12 protein-coding genes are annotated in these 18267 nt (G+C 40.2%); 7 read left to right on the top strand and 5 right to left on the bottom strand.

Translation table 11 applies throughout. The features are described from left to right. Positions 1 to 267 precede the first annotated feature (267 nt). Both gppA and rhlB read right to left on the bottom strand, forming a co-directional pair. On the bottom strand, positions 268 to 1764 hold the full coding sequence (gene gppA / locus PHAL_RS0119015; RefSeq protein WP_016710025.1) for a guanosine-5'-triphosphate,3'-diphosphate diphosphatase: 1497 nt from the start codon (positions 1762 to 1764) through the stop codon (positions 268 to 270). 47 nt (positions 1765 to 1811) lie between these two features. After that, positions 1812 to 3089, bottom strand: coding sequence for an ATP-dependent RNA helicase RhlB (gene rhlB / locus PHAL_RS0119010; RefSeq protein WP_016710024.1), 1278 nt, complete (start codon positions 3087 to 3089; stop codon positions 1812 to 1814). Between the two features lie 90 nt (positions 3090 to 3179). On the opposite strand from rhlB, the gene trxA reads away from it, so the two are divergent. Continuing rightward, entirely contained in the window at positions 3180 to 3506 is a 327-nt protein-coding gene (gene trxA / locus PHAL_RS0119005) for a thioredoxin TrxA (protein ID WP_029216246.1), read from the top strand. A gap of 181 nt (positions 3507 to 3687) precedes the next feature. Next, positions 3688 to 4947 (top strand): transcription termination factor Rho, encoded by a 1260-nt coding sequence (gene rho, locus PHAL_RS0119000; protein ID WP_016710022.1) that lies wholly within the window; start codon positions 3688 to 3690, stop codon positions 4945 to 4947. A gap of 74 nt (positions 4948 to 5021) precedes the next feature. Here the strand turns inward: rho and PHAL_RS0118995 are convergent, their stop codons facing one another. Next, complete coding sequence (locus tag PHAL_RS0118995) at positions 5022 to 7850, bottom strand: tetratricopeptide repeat protein (RefSeq protein ID WP_016710021.1); 2829 nt, start codon at positions 7848 to 7850, stop codon at positions 5022 to 5024. 79 nt (positions 7851 to 7929) lie between these two features. Here PHAL_RS0118995 and PHAL_RS0118990 point away from each other — a divergent pair, with 79 nt between their 5' ends. Then, positions 7930 to 8520 carry a DNA-J related domain-containing protein gene (locus tag PHAL_RS0118990; protein WP_016710020.1) on the top strand — a complete coding sequence of 197 codons (591 nt, stop codon included), beginning with the start codon at positions 7930 to 7932 and terminating at the stop codon, positions 8518 to 8520. Here PHAL_RS0118990 and dbpA read toward each other — a convergent pair. Next, complete coding sequence (gene dbpA / locus PHAL_RS0118985) at positions 8517 to 9905, bottom strand: ATP-dependent RNA helicase DbpA (RefSeq protein ID WP_029216245.1); 1389 nt, start codon at positions 9903 to 9905, stop codon at positions 8517 to 8519. The genes PHAL_RS0118990 and dbpA overlap by 4 nt on opposite strands. Before the next feature lie 199 nt (positions 9906 to 10104). On the opposite strand from dbpA, the gene PHAL_RS0118980 reads away from it, so the two are divergent. The 3 genes from PHAL_RS0118980 to PHAL_RS0118970 all read left to right on the top strand — a co-directional run bounded on the left by PHAL_RS0118980 (position 10105) and on the right by PHAL_RS0118970 (position 14721). Continuing rightward, positions 10105 to 12174 (top strand): TonB-dependent siderophore receptor, encoded by a 2070-nt coding sequence (locus PHAL_RS0118980; RefSeq protein ID WP_016710018.1) that lies wholly within the window; start codon positions 10105 to 10107, stop codon positions 12172 to 12174. A gap of 131 nt (positions 12175 to 12305) precedes the next feature. Beyond that, positions 12306 to 13703: a M20/M25/M40 family metallo-hydrolase gene (locus PHAL_RS0118975; RefSeq protein WP_016710017.1), complete on the top strand. Its 1398-nt coding sequence runs from the start codon at positions 12306 to 12308 to the stop codon at positions 13701 to 13703. A 79-nt stretch (positions 13704 to 13782) separates the two neighbouring features. Next, complete coding sequence (locus PHAL_RS0118970) at positions 13783 to 14721, top strand: tetratricopeptide repeat protein (RefSeq protein ID WP_016710016.1); 939 nt, start codon at positions 13783 to 13785, stop codon at positions 14719 to 14721. A 46-nt stretch (positions 14722 to 14767) separates the two neighbouring features. On the opposite strand, the gene PHAL_RS0118965 is transcribed toward PHAL_RS0118970, so the two are convergent. Further along, a complete protein-coding gene (locus PHAL_RS0118965; RefSeq protein ID WP_016710015.1) occupies positions 14768 to 16729 on the bottom strand; it encodes an alpha/beta hydrolase family protein in 1962 nt (653 codons plus the stop codon). 170 nt (positions 16730 to 16899) lie between these two features. On the opposite strand from PHAL_RS0118965, the gene PHAL_RS0118960 reads away from it, so the two are divergent. Further along, positions 16900 to 18195 carry a hypothetical protein gene (locus PHAL_RS0118960; RefSeq protein WP_016710014.1) on the top strand — a complete coding sequence of 432 codons (1296 nt, stop codon included), beginning with the start codon at positions 16900 to 16902 and terminating at the stop codon, positions 18193 to 18195. The last annotated feature ends 72 nt before the right edge of the window (positions 18196 to 18267 follow it).

Below are 18267 nucleotides of genomic sequence, written 5' to 3'. Positions count from 1 at the left end.
AGGGATGCGTATAATACATCCTTTATTTTTCGAGTCAACACTTAATTTAAAGTTTCTTTCGATGATTTAAATGTAAGTTTTATTTAACTCTGTGAGTAGCGTGCTTCGCTATGCGTTGCTGTTTGCCGTCTCAGTGGGGTCGCATTATAGGGAGATCCAAAAACAGATCAACTGTTTTTTTGATCTTTTTTGATTTTATTGACTGTTCGAACAAATTTACTACACAACGGTGTTTTTTAATACAATAAAAGAGCTATAAAAGCCCTTTTATTGTTTAACTATAAACTTCCAGCCTGCTTTTGCTTGCTGTTTACACTCTTGCTGTAGCTCACTTGCCATAAGCGGATGTGCTTTTAACCAATCACTTTCAAATATTAGTGTTAAAGCTTCATTATGAACAGTTAAGTTTAAATCTGGTAATACGTCATCTTGGCGACGCATTGATAAGATCACTGCGATCCTAATCAAGCGAGTTAGATATTGTGTTAATTGCGCATGACAGCCTAGATGCGCAAACACATTCTTTTGTAGATCAGAACGATGAGCATTAGCAACGGCAGCAATAATTTTATGCTCAGATTGTGAAAAGCCCGGCATATCCGTATTTTCAAGAATATAAGCGGTGTGTTTTTGGTATTGCTTATATTCAATTAATAAACCAATCTCGTGTAATTGCGCAATTGCTTTAAGTAAAGGTAGGCCATTATTATCGAGTAAGTGCCACTGCTCATTGATTTGTGCGGCAAGCTGAATACTAAGTTCTGCAACTCTGTTCGCTTGCTTTTGATCCACATGATAACGGCTCATTAGACCATCGACGGTACGCTTACGTATATCGTGGTTATGAAATTCAGGTATCATGCTGTAGAGCACACCTTCACGAAGTGCCCCGCCTGCTAGGCCCATTTTATCAATTTCGAGTGCTTCAAATAATGCTATTAAAATCGCCAACCCTGAAACAAAGACTAGCCGTCTTTCTTCACTTAGACCTGGTAGATCGAGTTCAGCAATTGTATTGTAGGCTATCGACTGTTGTTTAATTTCATTAAGTTTATCTAGGCTGAGTGTCTCATCGAGTGATTGTGCCACCATGATTTCTTGAATTGCTTGCACAGTGCCTGATGCACCCGATGCAATTTCCCAGCCCGTTGCTTTATAGCTGGGAGCAATATCATCAATAACAACTCTAGCTGCTTTAATTGCGGCATTAAAGTTTGCTTCATTGAGCTTGCAGTCTTTAAAGTAACGTTCAAGAAAAGTAACACAGCCCATATTAAGACTTTTATAATGCAGTGCATCAAAACCTTTACCAATTACCACTTCGGTACTAGCACCACCAATATCAATAACTAATTGACGGCCACTGCATGATGAAGTGTGGGCAACGCCCTTATAAATAGTTCGTGCTTCTAATTCACCACTAATAACATTAATTTTATGCGCAAGGATTTGTTCGGCTTTGACTTTAAATTCATCTGCATTAGTTGCTAAACGCAAAGTAGCGGTGGCAACGATAGTAATGTTCTGTTTCGGAATATCTTGAAGGCGTTCAGCAAATAACGCGAGACATTCCCAGCCTCGTTGCATTGCTTGTGTGCTCAATAAGTTATCTTCATTTAGCCCAGCGGCTAATCTAACTTTACGTTTAACGCGGCCTATAGTTTGCAAGCCGCCAGCAATTGACTTAGCGATCAACATGTGGAAACTGTTAGATCCTAAATCAATGACTGCATAAACATTTTTTTGCGGTTTAAGTTGCCCCACCGTTCAAAAACCTCTAGTTACTACTACGACTATAACGACGGTCGTAACTACGACCGTGCTTTTTGGTAACTATTATTGGGTCTACGTCCGTTGTTGTTACTACGGCTACGCGGGCCTGTTGAATAATTACGTTTTCTTTGAATAGTAGGCTTAGTTACATCATCAAGCAATGCACTTTTATCATAATGCGATAAAGGTATGCTGTGCTCTATGTATTCTTCAATTTCATGAAGGTTATATGCATACTGCTCACATGCAAAACTTATTGCTTTACCAGATGCGCCTGCACGACCTGTACGACCGATTCGATGAACGTAATCTTCACAATCATCTGGTAAGTCGAAGTTAAATACATGACTTACTTCAGGGATATGCAAGCCACGTGCTGCTACATCCGTTGCTACCAAGAAGTCTAAATCACCTTTGCTGAATTGCGCTAAAATTGATTGACGCTTTTTCTGGTTAACGTCGCCAGTAAGCATACCAACACGATGACCATCCGCTTTTAACCAGGCATACACTGTTTCGCAGCTATGCTTAGTATTTGCAAACACAATCGCTTTTTCAGGCCATTCTTCTTCAATCAAGGTTAATAACAGCTTAACCTTATCTTCTTGTGAAGGATGAAATAGTTCTTCTTCAATACGTTTGCCAGTTTTTACATCTGGCTCAATTTGCACATGCTCTGGATTTGTCATGTGCTCAAACGCCAACTCTTGTACCCGATACGATAATGTGGCGGAGAATAATAAGTTAAGTCGTTGCGATGTATCCGGCATACGACGAAACATATAACGAATATCTTTAATAAAACCCAAATCAAACATACGATCGGCTTCATCAAGGACCACTACTTCGATTTCATTGAGGGTATAACACCCTTGTTTATATAAATCGATTAAGCGACCTGTGGTGCCAATTAAAATATCAACGCCTTTTTCTAACTGTGCACGTTGTTTTTCGTAATCTTCGCCACCATATACTAAACCTAAGTTAAGATTACAGTGTGGCGCTAAAATTTTTGCATCTTTGTGGATCTGAATCGCAAGCTCCCGAGTAGGGGCCATGATCAGGGCTCTTGGATGTTTACTAGGTGCTTTGCTAGATTGTAATAACCGATGGCACGTGGCGGTTAAAAACGCCAACGTTTTGCCTGTACCCGTTTGTGCTTGACCCGCAATATCGCGGCCATCACAAATAAAAGGTAGGCATTTAGCTTGTATGGGTGTGCAATATTCAAACCCACTTTCGGTTAACCCGGCAACCACTTCCGGTGCAATAGCAAAGTCTGAAAACTTTTTATCGGTCAAATGTGTCTTAGTCATAGCGTTTAAGCATAACGTTTAAACTTGCAATAAGAAACAAGAGTGTTTAAATACGCATTAAATAATTCGCCTAACTTATCGGAGAGCGCAATGAGCGAGAAAATTATTCAATTAACTGACGACGGCTTTGAGGCTGACGTATTACAATCAGACAAGCCTGTATTAGTTGATTTTTGGGCAGAATGGTGTGGACCATGTAAAATGATCGCACCAATTCTTAATGAAGTAGCAGATGAATTTGATGGCCGTGTTGTGATCGGTAAATTAAATATCGACCAAAATGCTGGCACACCACCTAAGTTTGGTATTCGCGGCATCCCTACACTACTTCTTTTTAAAGAAGGCCAAGTAGCAGCAACTAAAGTTGGTGCACTTTCTAAAACTCAATTAGTTGAGTTTTTAGAAAACAACATCTAAATGCAGATGAAAAAAAGGGCTTTTTGCCCTTTTTTTACATTTTTTTTGTATAAAGACTGGACGCCTAGCCAGTGACCTGCTAGTTTATAAAGCCAACTAATCCTTAGTTTACCAACGAACCTCTCTCACTAATCAATTTCGATTATATGAGCATGATAACTGTAATAAAGAACCCACCAATATGCATTTACGCGAATTAAAAGACAAGTCGATCAAAGAACTTGTAGACTTAGCTGAGTCCATGGGGCTCGAAAACGTAGCCCGCTTAAGAAAGCAAGATATTATCTTTGCTATCCTTAAAGCCCACGCCAAAAGTGGAGAGAATATTTTTGGCGGTGGTGTACTAGAAATCTTACAGGATGGTTTTGGTTTCTTAAGATCATCAGAAGCCTCTTACCTAGCTGGCCCTGATGACATTTATATATCACCTAGCCAAATTCGTCGTTTTAGTATGCGTACTGGTGACTCTATAATGGGTCTGATACGCCCACCTAAAGACGGTGAACGTTACTTCGCATTACTAAAAGTAAACGAAGTCAACTTTGATAGACCAGAAAACTCCCGTACTAAAATCCTTTTTGAAAACCTTACCCCACTACATGCCAACGAACGCTTACGTATGGAACGTGGTAATGGTAGTACCGAGGATATAACTGCTCGAGTACTCGATTTAGCATCACCCATTGGCCGTGGCCAACGTGGTTTATTAGTAGCACCGCCAAAAGCGGGTAAAACAATGCTACTACAAAACATTGCCCAATCAATTACTCATAACCACCCTGATGCAACCTTGATGGTATTACTTATCGATGAGCGTCCAGAGGAAGTAACTGAAATGCAACGCCTTGTAAAAGGTGAAGTCATTGCATCAACGTTTGATGAGCCAGCGAGCCGTCACGTACAGGTTGCGGAAATGGTAATCGAAAAAGCAAAACGCCTTGTTGAGCATAAAAAAGATGTCATCATCCTACTTGATTCAATCACTCGTTTAGCACGTGCATACAACACCGTTATTCCTTCATCAGGTAAAGTACTGACCGGTGGTGTTGATGCGAACGCACTTCATAAACCAAAGCGTTTCTTTGGTGCTGCCCGTAACGTTGAAGAGGGCGGCAGTTTAACTATTATCGCTACTGCGCTTATCGATACAGGCTCTAAGATGGATGAAGTAATCTACGAAGAGTTTAAAGGCACCGGTAATATGGAATTACACTTAAATCGTAAGATTGCTGAAAAGCGTGTATTCCCTGCAATCGACTTTAACCGTTCTGGTACCCGTCGTGAAGAATTGCTGACGAAACCAGATGAGCTACAAAAAATGTGGATTTTACGTAAGATCGTTCATGAAATGTCTGAAATTGATGCCATGGAGTTTCTAATTGATAAACTCTCAATGAGTAAAACCAATGATGAATTTTTTGATTCAATGAAACGTCAGTAATTCCATTTACGAAATTATAAAATGCCTGTTAATACAGGCATTTTTTCGTTTTAAATAATAATCGGGTTAAGTTATTAACTCGTTGTAGTGCTAGATAAGTGTAGTGATAATTGCTCGATTAATTGGTTAACTAACTCTGTTATCTGTACATCTGTCGGTTGCTGATCTTTTGCTAACAAGACTTTATCTAAATTCATCGCAGCCTTAGCGACATTAGTTAATGAAAAGATCTGCGCAGCACCTAAAATACGATGACTATCTTGCTGTAATTCAATAAAATTCTTTTCTTTAACGTGCTGAGCCAAGGCTTTAATTTCGTCATCAAAGCTGGCGATAAAACTGCTTACCAAATCACTAATATCTGGATTAGCTAACGGTAACATTATTGGCTCACTTAAATGTGATGCCAGTGTACGATAGAAGGTTTCTTTCTCGATTGGTTTACTTAAGTAGCCGGTAAATCCCATTGCTAAGTAATTATCGATCTCATGGCTCATTGCATTGGCAGTTAACGCAAAAATTGGTTTATTAAAGCCACATTTTTTTAAGAGTTCAAACGCGCTTAAACCATCCATTACCGGCATTTGTATATCTAATAGCACAATATCTGGAAATTCACTTAGGCACTGCTCAACCGCTTGCTCACCATTAGACACAGCAATCACTTCGAGACCCATTGACTTTAAAAAACGACTAATAAGTCTGCGATTATCAGGGTGATCTTCTGCTAGCAATACACGCCCTGTAAGCTGTGTTGAGGGCGGTTGGGTGGAGATATCTGGGCTAACGAGTCTTGGAGTATATTCTTTACATGGTACATTAAAAATAAATTCACTGCCTTTACCAAACTCACTTTCAACACTAATGTACCCGCCCATCATAATTGCTAATTGCTGCGACAGACTCAAGCCCAATCCAGAGCCACCAAACCTACGACTTATAGTATTATCGCCTTGCTGAAAGCATTCAAAAATATTTTTAATTTGCTCGGTGTTCATACCAATACCGGTATCTTTAACTTTAAAGCACACCCCTTGCTCTATAGTATTAACATGCAAAGTAACACTGCCGACTTCTGTAAATTTAATCGCATTCGTTAATAAGTTAATTAGTATTTGTTTCACACGAATTAAATCTAACTTAGTCCAGTAACTTGCCCCTAGCTGATTCTCTAATAACAGCGTTAGGCCTTTGCTTTTAGCTTGCATACTCGACATCGCGTAAACATCATTAATCATCACAACAAGATCGAATTCACTGGTGTGCAAATCTAAACGATTTGCTTCTATTTTGCTGATATCAAGCACATCATTAATCAAATCTTTTAAGTGATCGCTATGTTTTTTAATCACTAATAGTTCAGTTTGTAACTGTTGTGGCTGATATAAACCCTGTAATAAGTCGTCTGTTTGCCCTAAAATTGCTGTAAGTGGTGTACGAATTTCATGGCTAATATTTGCTAAAAATTGGCTTTTCACTTGATTTGCAGCACGCAGCTCTTGTGCTACGTACTCTAGTTCTTGGGTGCGCTGCTCAACTTTCTGCTCTAATTGCGTTTTAGCTTTCTTTTCTATCGCACGGCGATAAAGTACAACCACACAAAGTAAGACCAACAGTAATACGATCGCCAATAAAACAGTTAATTGAGAACGCTTTTCGATTTTTAATTCTTGTAGACTGCGCTCTTGCTTAAGCTGCTTAATTTCTTGGTTTAACTGATTCGATTTAAACTGCAACTGAAACACATTCAATGCTTTCATGACTTCTTCACTGGTCATGCTACGCTGATAATCAACAAACTGCTGATGTAAATGAATAGCTCGCTTATAATCACCGGCACCGGCACTTAATAGTGCCTGGATCCCTAAGCCATCTTTAACCCGTAGCTCATCTTTATATTCTTTCGCTAACTCTATTGATTTTTCTAAGTTTTGTTTTGCAGTATCAATATCACCCATCACTAGTTGTATTTTTGCCAATACATGCAATGAAGCTAACCACAGCGATTGGTTGTCAATCTGTTGAGCAAATTTTTGAGCTGATTTTGCATGATACAAAGCAGCATCTAACTCATCCATTTTTAAGTTTATATTTGCCAAGTTTGTATGCTGTACTGACAGCTGATAAGCATCATTTACACTTTGGTAATAACGTAAAGCACGTTGATAATAATGCAATGCCAACTGATTTTGACCCGATTCCGTATAAGCCACCCCCATATTCCCATAGGAAAGCGCAACGCCTTCTTCATCGCCTAACTGCTGGAATACATCCACTACTTCACGGTAAATTTCAAGGGCTGAATCATAGCGAGATAAGCGAATGTAGATACCTGCAATATTATGAAGAATGTCAGCTTTATCTTGCGCACTACCATCCTTTTCATAAAGTGTTTTTGCCTGCTGGTAATAATCTAAGGCCAGCTCCATGTTGTGCATGTTAAAATATGCGAGGCCAATGTTACTCAATAAGTTAGCTTGTTTTATTGGGCTCTTTAAATTTACGGCCAAATTTAAAGCCCGACTATAGTCAATAACAGCTTGCTGCAGCAAACCTTGAAAATAATGCACCACCCCTTGCATTTTTATTGCTCTAAAGTGCAACTCAGGTAGTGTTGAAAATGAGCTATGTTGCTCTAACAACTTATAATAATGCAGTGCTTGAGGGTAATTTTTGCGTTCAAAGGCAAGCTCAGCTAAAGCAGAATAAATCGTGACTTGTTGTTGATTTGAAAGCTGTGTGGCAAGTAATTGATTAGCTAACTGCTGCTTTTCTGACCACTCATCGGTAATTTTAAACTGTTCGAAAAGCGCTCTTTGTTGTTGTGCATTACCTGATTGAGAAAAAACACCAAGCACAATAATCAAGCAAATAAATAATAGGCGCTTAAACTGACCCAGCATAATTTTTTCCTTGGAATTTTGTTAACAGTAGAAGCTATGATAATTTAGCCAAGATACACTAATAACTAGACTGCAAACAATGCTTAACCCACTGATAGATGAGATTTTTGAGCTTATTCTAACGAAAGACACATGGATGGTTCATACTTTAGCATTAAAATTACAGCAGCAAGGCGCTATCGACTCACTCGACATTCAGCCAGATCGTGATTTATTTAAACGTAATTTTTTAATCATGAATGCTTTGTATCAATTACAACAGCAACTGCACCCCTCCCAACATTTAGCGATTGCCAGCTTACAAATCACCCTCACGGATACCTCCCCCAATCAGTCCTTACAACATGCTGATCCGCTGAGAGATTATTATCTTGATTGGCAAAATTACGAAACTTCCAGTGATGAAATTGAAGCATTACTCTGTGACTTCTGGCAACGTTTTGCAGGCAATCGATCGTCGCTACAAACACTTGATAGCAAAGCGCATAATAAGCTATTACAACGCTGGAAATTGAGTAAGCAATGTAGCTTAAAAGAGATACAAAAGCGCTGGCGACAGCTAGCAATGCAATACCACCCTGATAAAGAAACGGGCGATACAGAGAAATTTAAAGAATTAAAGAGTGAATATGAGCAGCTTAAGGCAAGCTGCTCAACCGTTGATTATTAACGAGTTAGGCGGCGAGCACGAATTTTACGGCCTTTAATATTACCTTCTGTTAATTTACGTAGTGCTGGTTTTGAAGAGTTACGTTCAACAGCAACAAAAGCCACGTTATCAAGTACGTTAATTTTACCAACCTGACGCCCTGCAACGCCATCTTTACCCGTTAGCGCACCTAAAATATCACCAGCCCGTACTTTTTGTTTTTTACCCGCATCAATCATCAAGGTGACCATTTGCGGTTTATATGGTGGCTTTTCAAGTAAGCTAAATGGAGGCAGTTGCTCAGGCAAAAAATCACATTCGTAGTGATCGCCAATTTGCGCCACTTTAAATTGTTCTGCGTCACCATAAATTGAACACGCAATACCTTTTTTACCAGCACGACCAGTACGACCAATACGGTGTACGTGAGTTTGTGGATCATGAGCAAGGTGGTAATTAATTACCATGTCCATGTCGTCAATATCTAAACCACGAGCGGCTACATCGGTGGCCACTAAAATAGAGGCACTTTTATTGGCAAAGTGGATAAGTGTGCGTTCACGATCACGTTGTTCTAAATCGCCATGTAAGGCAACTGCGCTAAATCCTTCAGCGGATAAATCATCACACACCTGCTGTGTTTCAACTTTGGTATTACAAAACACTACACAGCTTTCAGGTTGGAATTTAAGTAACAGTAGTTTTAAAGTATTAAAACGCTGTTTGTTATTATCCATTTTATAGAAGTATTGCTTAATGGTGCTTTTTTCTTGCTCTTCTTCTACTTTCACCATAACAGGGTTACTTAACACTCGTTTAGCAATCGCTTCGATTGCACGTGGGAAAGTCGCGCTAAATAATAATGTTTGCCGCTGCTTAGGAATACAATCAATAATAGCATCTAAGGTATCTTGGAAGCCCATATCAAGCATTTGATCAGCTTCATCAAGCACTAAGGTTTCAACATCATCTAAACGTAAGGTGCCTTTACGAATATGATCATCAACACGCCCTGGTGTACCAACAATAATGTGCGCGCCATGTTCCAAAGAACCAATTTGCGGCCCTATTGATACACCACCACATAAAGTTAAAATTTTAATATTGTGAATACCACGCGCTAATTTTCGCATTTCCACGGCAACTTGTTCAGCAAGCTCTCGGGTTGGGCAAAGTACTAACGATTGAATACGAAAACGTTTCACATTGAGCTTAGCAAGTACACCCAGACTAAACGCAGCGGTTTTACCTGAGCCTGTTTTGGCTTGTGCGATAATGTCTTTACCTTCCAACACAGGCGGCAAACTTTGTGCCTGAACGGCCGTCATTTGGGTATAACCTAACGTTGATAAGTTATCTACCAACCCAGTTGGTAAAGCGAGAGATGAAAAAGCAGTTGCAGTCACAATTAATTCCAAAACAAAAAATTTGATTAAATTAACAAGGGATAAGGCCCCTGCTGAAAGTGTGTTAATGATAGCAGAGTTGTGCATTTGCAACCATCAGCACCTTTTATTATAAATTATTCAATAAAGGCATTGTAAATAAAAGTCGTTTTCATTAAGATCCGTACCTATTTTTACATTCACTAAGCTGGAAGCATTAATGAAACTAAGTCCACTTTATCTTGCCCTGATCGCCTCTGCGAGCGTAGCAAGCGCAGCAGAAAACAACGACAACCTTGAACGAGTTGAAGTCAAAGGAAGCTACTTTAATGATTACAAAGTAGATAATGCATCAGGGGCAATGCGTACATCAGCTTCATTACTAGAAACAGCACAATCAGTTACTGTAATCACCGACACTATAGTCAATGAGCAATTAGCAACCACACTCGGTGAAGTATTAACCAACGATGCCAGCTTGACTGCAGGTTCACAGCAACGTAACCGTGAAGTATTTAATCTACGTGGTTTTGAGCTGAGTTCATCAACTGGCTATTTACGTGACGGCCACCAGCACTGGTCACATTACCAGCAACCGATTGAAATACTCCAGCAAGTCGAAGTAATTAAAGGCCCATCAAGTATTTTATATGGCCAATCGGGCCCTGGTGGTTTAGTGAACATGGTCACCAAAAAACCAACTGCGCAAACATTATTTAATGCCAGTGCCGATGTTGATCAGCATGGCTCAACACGCTTTATGGTTGATGCTGGCGGCGCGCTAACCGAGGCTGAGGATTTACGTGCTCGTGGTATTTTAGTAAAACAAGACGTTGATTACTGGCGCGAATACCAAAATGGTGAAAACCGTGAACGCGACCGTTTTTTAGGTGCGTTAGTGGTTGATTACGATATCACTGATAATGCCTTAGTCCGTTTCCACTACGATCGCACCGATGATGAAGCAGGCCTAGATACAGGTGCATGGATTGATGACAATGCTAATGTAATTGGCGATGATAAAACCATTCGCGATATGTCATGGGCATTTACTGATATTACAGTTGAAAACCTTGGTGTGGATTTTCAAGTATTCTTATCTGACAACTGGCAAGTAAATATTGGCTACAACGAGCAAACGTTTGAGCGTCAACGCTTTGAATCAGCTGCACGTAAACCATCAGACTTTATGGAAGGCGATAGCTATGAATCACGCCCTTATGACCGTTTTGACGATTGGCAGTTTACAACCGCATTTATTGATTTTATCGGTGAGTTTGAAACCGCAGGCGTTCAGCACCAATTATTAATTGGCGCCAACTCTCTTGATTACTACTACGGACAATTACGTACTTCAAGTGATTCGATTTTTTATTCAGCAGGCCAAACTGAGCCAACGCGCCCAGACATAAGCTACAAATCAGATCCGACAAAAAGTGAATCTGAGTATGATTTTTACGGCGTGTACTTCCAAGATTTAATTACTTTCTCACCAGAGTGGCAAGTATCACTTGGTGGCCGTTTTGATAAACAAAACAAAGAAGGCGCTGATAACGAGTCTTTCGTACCTAAATTTGGAGTGTTATATCATCCAAATGCGTCAGCTACTGTATATGGAAGCTATTCTGAAGGCTTTGAACCACAAAGCAGTGATACATTAATTAATGAAAGTGATATCAATAACGGTATGAAGTTAGACGCAGTAACTTCTGAACAAAAAGAAATTGGTATCAAGTGGCAGTTGTTTGATGACCGCTTAATGCTAAGCAGTGCATTATTTGATATCAGTAAAACAGGCACCTTGATCACCGAGCAACTAGATAATCCAGTGGGTGATATTGAAACAATCACAACACAAGCCGGTGAACAACGTCATAAAGGTTTTGAGCTAGGTGCGCAAGGTGCAGCAACTGACCGTTTATTTGTTATGGCTTCTACTATGTACCTTGATGCTGAATATGTTCAAGGAGGCGCTCGCCCTACAGATGTCCCTAAATGGTCTGCTTCGCTTTGGACTCGTTACGAGTTAAACGATGCCATTGCTTTTAATGCAGGTGCGTTTTATGAAGGCGAACGCTTCGCAGATAGCGCCAACACCATCACTAAAGATGCATACACGCGTGTTGATGTGGGTGCAACGTATAAGTTTAATGTTAGCAATACCGATATAAACCTACGCCTTAATGTAGAAAACTTATTTGATACAGACTACCTAGGCGGTGGTGGTGACAATAATGTCACCGTTGGCGAAGGTACTAACTTACGTTTAGCTGCACAATTTAACTTCTAAGGTTAATACCCCTTAAAAAGCCCGTACTTTGCGAAAAGTGCGGGCTTTTTGCTTTTTATCTCATTGTATTTTTTAAGTGACTCATTTAATGGTTAAATAGCCAGTAAATATCTAACAAGCCAAGGTCAATAATGAAAAAAATCATCACAGGATTACTACTTACCAGTAGTTTTTTAGTCAGCGCCGCTGCGCCTGAGTTTACCGAGAAACAACTTCAGCAAGTTGCAGAGCTTAGAACAAATGCCAGCAGCAGTGACTTAAGCTATCAATTACTTGAATCTCTAACCACCGAAGTTGGTCCACGCTTACCAGGTACTGAAAACGATAAAAAAGCCGTTGCATGGGCGCAAGCTAAATTTAAAGAGCTAGGATTTGATAAAGTATGGCTTGAAGAAGCAACATTTCCTGAGTGGCGACGCTTTAGCGAAAGCGGCAAAATATTAACGCCAAGCGAGCAACCACTGCATCTAACCGCACTTGGCCACAGCGTAAGCACACCAAAAGACGGTATTACTGCTGAAGTGGTATTGTTTGAAACCCTAGATGAGCTTATCGCAGCGCCTGCAAATAGCTTAAAAGGCAAAATTGCTTATATTAATTACCGTATGAACCGCCATATTGATGGTAACGGCTACGGTCCTGCTGTGCGCGCACGCTCAACAGGCTCTGTTGAAGCAGCTAAGAAAGGCGCGATTGGTTACATGATGCGCTCAGTCAGCACTGCCCACCACCGTTTTGCACATACCGGCGGCAGTCATTACAAAGATGGCGTAACCAAAATTCCTAATGTGACCATTGCCAACCCTGATGCCGATCAAATAGCGCGCCTTATCGCACTCGGTAAAAGCGTCACCGTTAATATCAATGTACAAACAGAAGATCGCGGACAAGGCACGGGTTACAATGTGATCGGCCAGTTCAATGGTACGCAAAATCCAGAACAATATGTACTCATTGGCGGCCATTTAGATTCTTGGGATTTAGGCACTGGCGCATTAGATGATGGTGCAGGTGTTGCATTAACAATGGCGGCAGCCAAACATATCAGCGAAATAAAGCGCCCTAAGCGCAGTATACGTGTGGTGTTATTTGCCGCTGAAGAGCTTGGTTTATGGGGTGCTAAAGCGTACTTTAAGCAGCATGCTAAGGAGCTTGATAATATTGTAGCAGCGGCTGAGTCAGACTTTGGTGCTGATGTTGTGTATGGTTTTGAATCAAATGTATCTGCAGCATCACTACCAGTAGTACGTGCGATAGCTCAACAGCTTGCACCACTTAACGTAGAGTACATTGGCAAAAATAGCGCCAATGGCGGGCCTGACTTAATTCCACTGAAAAATGCCACCAGTGCACCAATTTTTGAACTGCATCAAGATGGCACTGACTACTTTGACTATCATCACACTGCTGATGATACGCTTGATAAAGTAGATCCAGCTAAGCTTAAGCAAAATACCGCGGCGTATGCTGTATTTGCATTGATGGCAGCAGACGCTAAAACAACCATCAAAGCCAAGCCTGCCAAGTAAACATATTTACTTACAGTTTACCGCTTTGCTCTGGGCCCTCTTTACTCTATTTTAATAAGTAAACGCAAGGAGGGCCCTAATGCTACTTTTTAATACCTGTGATTCATTATCTTCTTTTAGTCAAAGAACAACCTGCCCTTGCTGTCAAAGTAACGACTACCAGCTAAAAAACCACAGCCGATTTTTACGTTTTGCAATTATCCCCTTAATACCTTTGGCATGGTGTTATCAATTTCAGTGCAATCAATGCCAATACACAGCAGCAGTACCGTTAAAAAATTTACCTATTCTCGAAAAAATATCATTAGTGAAATACTTTATCGGCTCACTATTATTACTATGGTTATTGGTGTTTTTTTATAATCAGCATCATGCAAAATTAGCCTTACAACAAACGATCCTCAATAATCCGCAAGCCTATGACACTTATTTAGTAAAGGCTGATAAATTCTCTCATGAGCCATTACGCCCAGAAAACTTGAAGGTGGCGCAAATTCTCGAGTTCGACGAAAAGTTTATTACCTTTCAAATAAGCAACTATCGCTATAAGCGTGATAATGCAATTACAATGGCGATGCGCACTAGTTTATTGGTGCAAAAAGATTACTTTTCTTCAAAGACATTAACCTTACCCCGAAGTGAAGTACAACGATTGTATGACGAAGGTACGATTTATGATGTATTACGCCCTTACGCATATAGTTTGTATGGCGGTTTTGTGATGTTTCCCCCACGACCCAAACCTTTATACGAAGGGGTAAAGCTGAATAAAAATAACCAACAAGGTATTCTTTACTACAAAGATGGTTTATTCAAAGATGCCTTTGAGAACTTTTTACTCGCCAGTAAGGAAGGCTCACAGTGGGGCCAACTTAATACAGCACAAATGTATCGCGATGGTGAAGGGGTAGAGAGAGATATAACGCAGGCTATTTATTGGTATCAACAAGCAGCTAAGCAGAATAACCACAAAGCCAAAATACAGCTCAAAGAATTGTGCCTAGAACACACCTGTTAATATACATGGCAAGCTAAAGGCTTGCCATGTATTTAGGCTATGATTTTTACAATGTTAGATGCTGATCTAAAAATGCCAGCACTTGCTTATAATAACGAGTGCGATGTTCTGTTTTATAAAAACCATGTCCTTCATCTTCAAGTAGCTCATAAATATAGGGGTGTTTCGCTTTTTTAAGCGCTGCAATCAGTGATTCAGCTTGTTCAATCGGTGCTCGCTTATCTTCGCCACCGTGCACTATTAACACTGGAGCCTTTAACTTATCAATATTATAGCTAGGTGAAAAAGCCTTTAATTGCGCTTCATCTGTGCCCAATACACTTTGTAAATAACGTTGGCCACTGTCGCGCCCTGCAACATCCCCTTCTTCAAACATTAAAGGTAAGTCATAAACACCCACTACCCCAATCGCACACTTAAACATATTAGGTTCTAAAATCGCACTTTGTAGCGCTGAGTATCCACCAAAACTTGCGCCCATAATGCAGATGTTATTTTTATTAACCGTGCCCTGCTCAATTAAATATTTCACACCATCAATAATATCAAATTGAATTTCAGCTCCCCACTTTTGATGCCCCGCATGCTCAAAGTTACGGCCAAAACCACCAGAGCCCCTAAAATTAACTTTTAGTACAGCCATACCGCGATTTGCAAGCAACTGTGCATCGGGGTCAAATCCCCACCAATCGCGAGGGCCGTGTGGACCACCGTGTGGCATAACTACTAAAGGTAAGTTTTGCTCTGAAGTGTTATTCGGCACTGTTAAATAACCATAAATGGTTAAACCATCTCGACTAGTAAAACTCACTGGCTTGGTCTGGGCCATTTGCTCTGCATCAAGCCAACTACGAGATGCAAACAAAAATCGTAAGTTATTATTTTTGGCGTCAAATAAATAATATTGCCCAGGGTTTCGATCATTCGAAGCATAGATAACATTCGTATCGCCATCTTCAGTGCTACTAACGAGCTGCACTTGCTCGCCTGGTAAAGCGGAGATTAAAGCTTTTAAACGCATGCTTTTATCAGATTGTCCATCGACAAAAGCATAAGTCGGATAACCTAGTTCGGTTTCAATCGCAAATAACTCTTTTGATGCTTCATCAACCCATATTTGCTTTGGTGATACTTCCTCTTCCTTATGAATTAAATCAATTACTTTAGTTTTTAGATTCAATTTATATAAGCCTTGTGCTTCACCACTTACTGAAGCTGTGACATAAACAGCGTCACCACTACTATCAAAAGCATGTAATGTCACATCACTGTAACTCAAATCACCTAAGTTAAGTGCTTGCCAATTGCCACCTGACTTTTCGCGGGTATGGATTGTTGGTTTAATGTAATCATCACTGGCGACTGCGACTCTGACATTCCCTTCATGATCAGTCAAAAAGTTGGCCATTCGTGACGGTGAACGCGTCACTTTACGACGCTTGCCTGTAAAAACATCAACCTTATAGACAACCGTGTGTGGCTCACTACTCGATGTCCACGGATAAGTCACTATAAGCATTTTATTATCATCGTGAAGCAAAGGATCTAGCAAATAAGAGGTACCATAAAGCGGTGTTGCTTTTTTGAGACGAGAACCTGTTTGCATTTCCCCTTGATAGCCAACTAAGTACTTAGCTTTCGAGCCATCGGCATTCACGCCATATAACTCACCATAATATTCAGGGTGATCCTGCCAACCGCGCAAATACTCTTTTGCAACCACAACACGCTCATCACTTACCCAGTGATAAGCGCCAACTTGGGCATTCCCTTGAAAATTAACAGCATGATGAACTGTGAATTTTTTAGCATCCAAAATAACCAACACTTTCTTACCTTTAGGTTGCATAATTACTGCAAGGTAGCTTCCATTAGGAGAGATTTTCACTTGGCTATATTCACTGCTGCGGCTAAAGTCCTCGACTGTAGGAGCTGATTGATTTGCATAACTGATTGAACTTGCAATACACAACGCAATCACAACAATCAACGTCATTATTTTATCCATAAAACATCCCTTTAAATTTATACTTTTTATAATTACACCAATTGTACCTAATAAAGTTTGACATCGGTATCCATCTAAATACTTAAATAAAGAACACGGTGTACCTATTTACTTTAATTTGGTTACAATATAACATTACCGATATATTATAACAAAACATTGGAATGTTAATGTATTTACCTAACTTAAAAACTAGCCTGCTCGCTTCTATGATCGCCATCCTATGTGCCTGTAATAGTGAGATTGATGACATTGCTAATAAAAATGACGAACAAACTGATCACCATGATCATAGCGAAGTCACCTCAACTGGGCGTTTAGCTATTAGTCATGCCGATACTGCAAACGTCTCTATTTTTGATACTGACGATAACGCGTTACTTGAGATGTTTAATACAGCAAATATTGTTAGCGGCTTATATGCAAGCCCTACAAATCGCTTTGCGGTACTTATACAACGCGCTGATAACTATGTAGAGTTTATTGATGGAGGTTTATACCGTGAAGATCATGGCGACCACCTCCATGATTACAAACAAGCACCATCTTTATCAAGTTTTACTCTAACAAGCGATAAGCCAACTCATTTTGATGTAAGTGAGCAGCAAGCAGCTCTATTCTTTGATGGCAATATAGATGCAGGTATTCCCGCAAGTTTTGCTATTTTAACTGATGAATCGATCGTAAATGGCGAGACACTCGCCACGCATAATTTTGCTAACGCTATGCATGGCACCGCGCAAATTCGTGGTGACTCGGTGATCACCACCTACCGCACAGAAGACACAACCAACACATTACCAAACTATGTAGAGCAATTGCATATTCATGGCGATCATTTCCATCAAGAGCAACGCTTTGAGCTTGATTGTCCAGCGCTACACGGTAGCGCGCAGAACCACCAGCACATTGCATTTGGTTGTGCTGATGGCGTACTTATTATCACTGAACAAGATGGTGAGTTTAATGCAGCCAAAATAAATAACCTGGACGACTTTGCTGTAGGTGCCCGTATTGGCACACTAAAAGGAAGCGAGCACAGCGAGCTCTTTTTAGGTATCGCGCAAAGCAAACTCTTTTACACCGTTGATCCCAAAGCCGGTGCAATGACACAACTTGCCTGGCAACAAGATACTGAAAACACCTTATTAGCAAGTGCACTTGATAGTATAACGGGTGAATTTTACGTACTTGAGAGTGACGGTTTCTTATCGATATTAAACGCTGAAGATGATTGGCAAGTCAGTGCTCGTTTTCAAGTACTAGAAAACCCAACAGGTAACTATGCACTTGCTGCATCGGCAGTTGATGATACTTTATATATCGCAGAGGCAAACAGCCAAACCGTATTAAGTGTCGATACTCATGAACAAGCGGCTGAAATTATTCTGAATCTTGATTTTACTCCAAATAAAATAACCTGGTTAGGTATTGCTGAAGAATCAGATGAAGAACACAACCACTAATACCAATCGTGTTAAGTTACTGACCATTTATAGCGACAGATAAATGGCGTGATAACAAGGCATAAATTTTGA

Origin of the sequence: Pseudoalteromonas haloplanktis ATCC 14393 (genome assembly GCF_000238355.1) — a bacterium.
Classification (GTDB): domain Bacteria; phylum Pseudomonadota; class Gammaproteobacteria; order Enterobacterales; family Alteromonadaceae; genus Pseudoalteromonas; species Pseudoalteromonas haloplanktis.
The sequence above is the reverse complement of the archived record's forward strand: the minus strand, read 5'-3'. Positions and strand labels throughout refer to the sequence as shown.

Coding starts and splice junctions, on each gene's coding strand:
- rhlB (WP_016710024.1), bottom strand. CDS start 3,089: ATGACTAAGACACATTTGACCGATAAAAAGTTTTCAGACTTTGCTATT.
- trxA (WP_029216246.1), top strand. CDS start 3,180: ATGAGCGAGAAAATTATTCAATTAACTGACGACGGCTTTGAGGCTGAC.
- rho (WP_016710022.1), top strand. CDS start 3,688: ATGCATTTACGCGAATTAAAAGACAAGTCGATCAAAGAACTTGTAGAC.
- PHAL_RS0118995 (WP_016710021.1), bottom strand. CDS start 7,850: ATGCTGGGTCAGTTTAAGCGCCTATTATTTATTTGCTTGATTATTGTG.
- PHAL_RS0118990 (WP_016710020.1), top strand. CDS start 7,930: ATGCTTAACCCACTGATAGATGAGATTTTTGAGCTTATTCTAACGAAA.
- PHAL_RS0118980 (WP_016710018.1), top strand. CDS start 10,105: ATGAAACTAAGTCCACTTTATCTTGCCCTGATCGCCTCTGCGAGCGTA.
- PHAL_RS0118975 (WP_016710017.1), top strand. CDS start 12,306: ATGAAAAAAATCATCACAGGATTACTACTTACCAGTAGTTTTTTAGTC.
- PHAL_RS0118970 (WP_016710016.1), top strand. CDS start 13,783: ATGCTACTTTTTAATACCTGTGATTCATTATCTTCTTTTAGTCAAAGA.
- PHAL_RS0118965 (WP_016710015.1), bottom strand. CDS start 16,729: ATGGATAAAATAATGACGTTGATTGTTGTGATTGCGTTGTGTATTGCA.
- PHAL_RS0118960 (WP_016710014.1), top strand. CDS start 16,900: ATGTATTTACCTAACTTAAAAACTAGCCTGCTCGCTTCTATGATCGCC.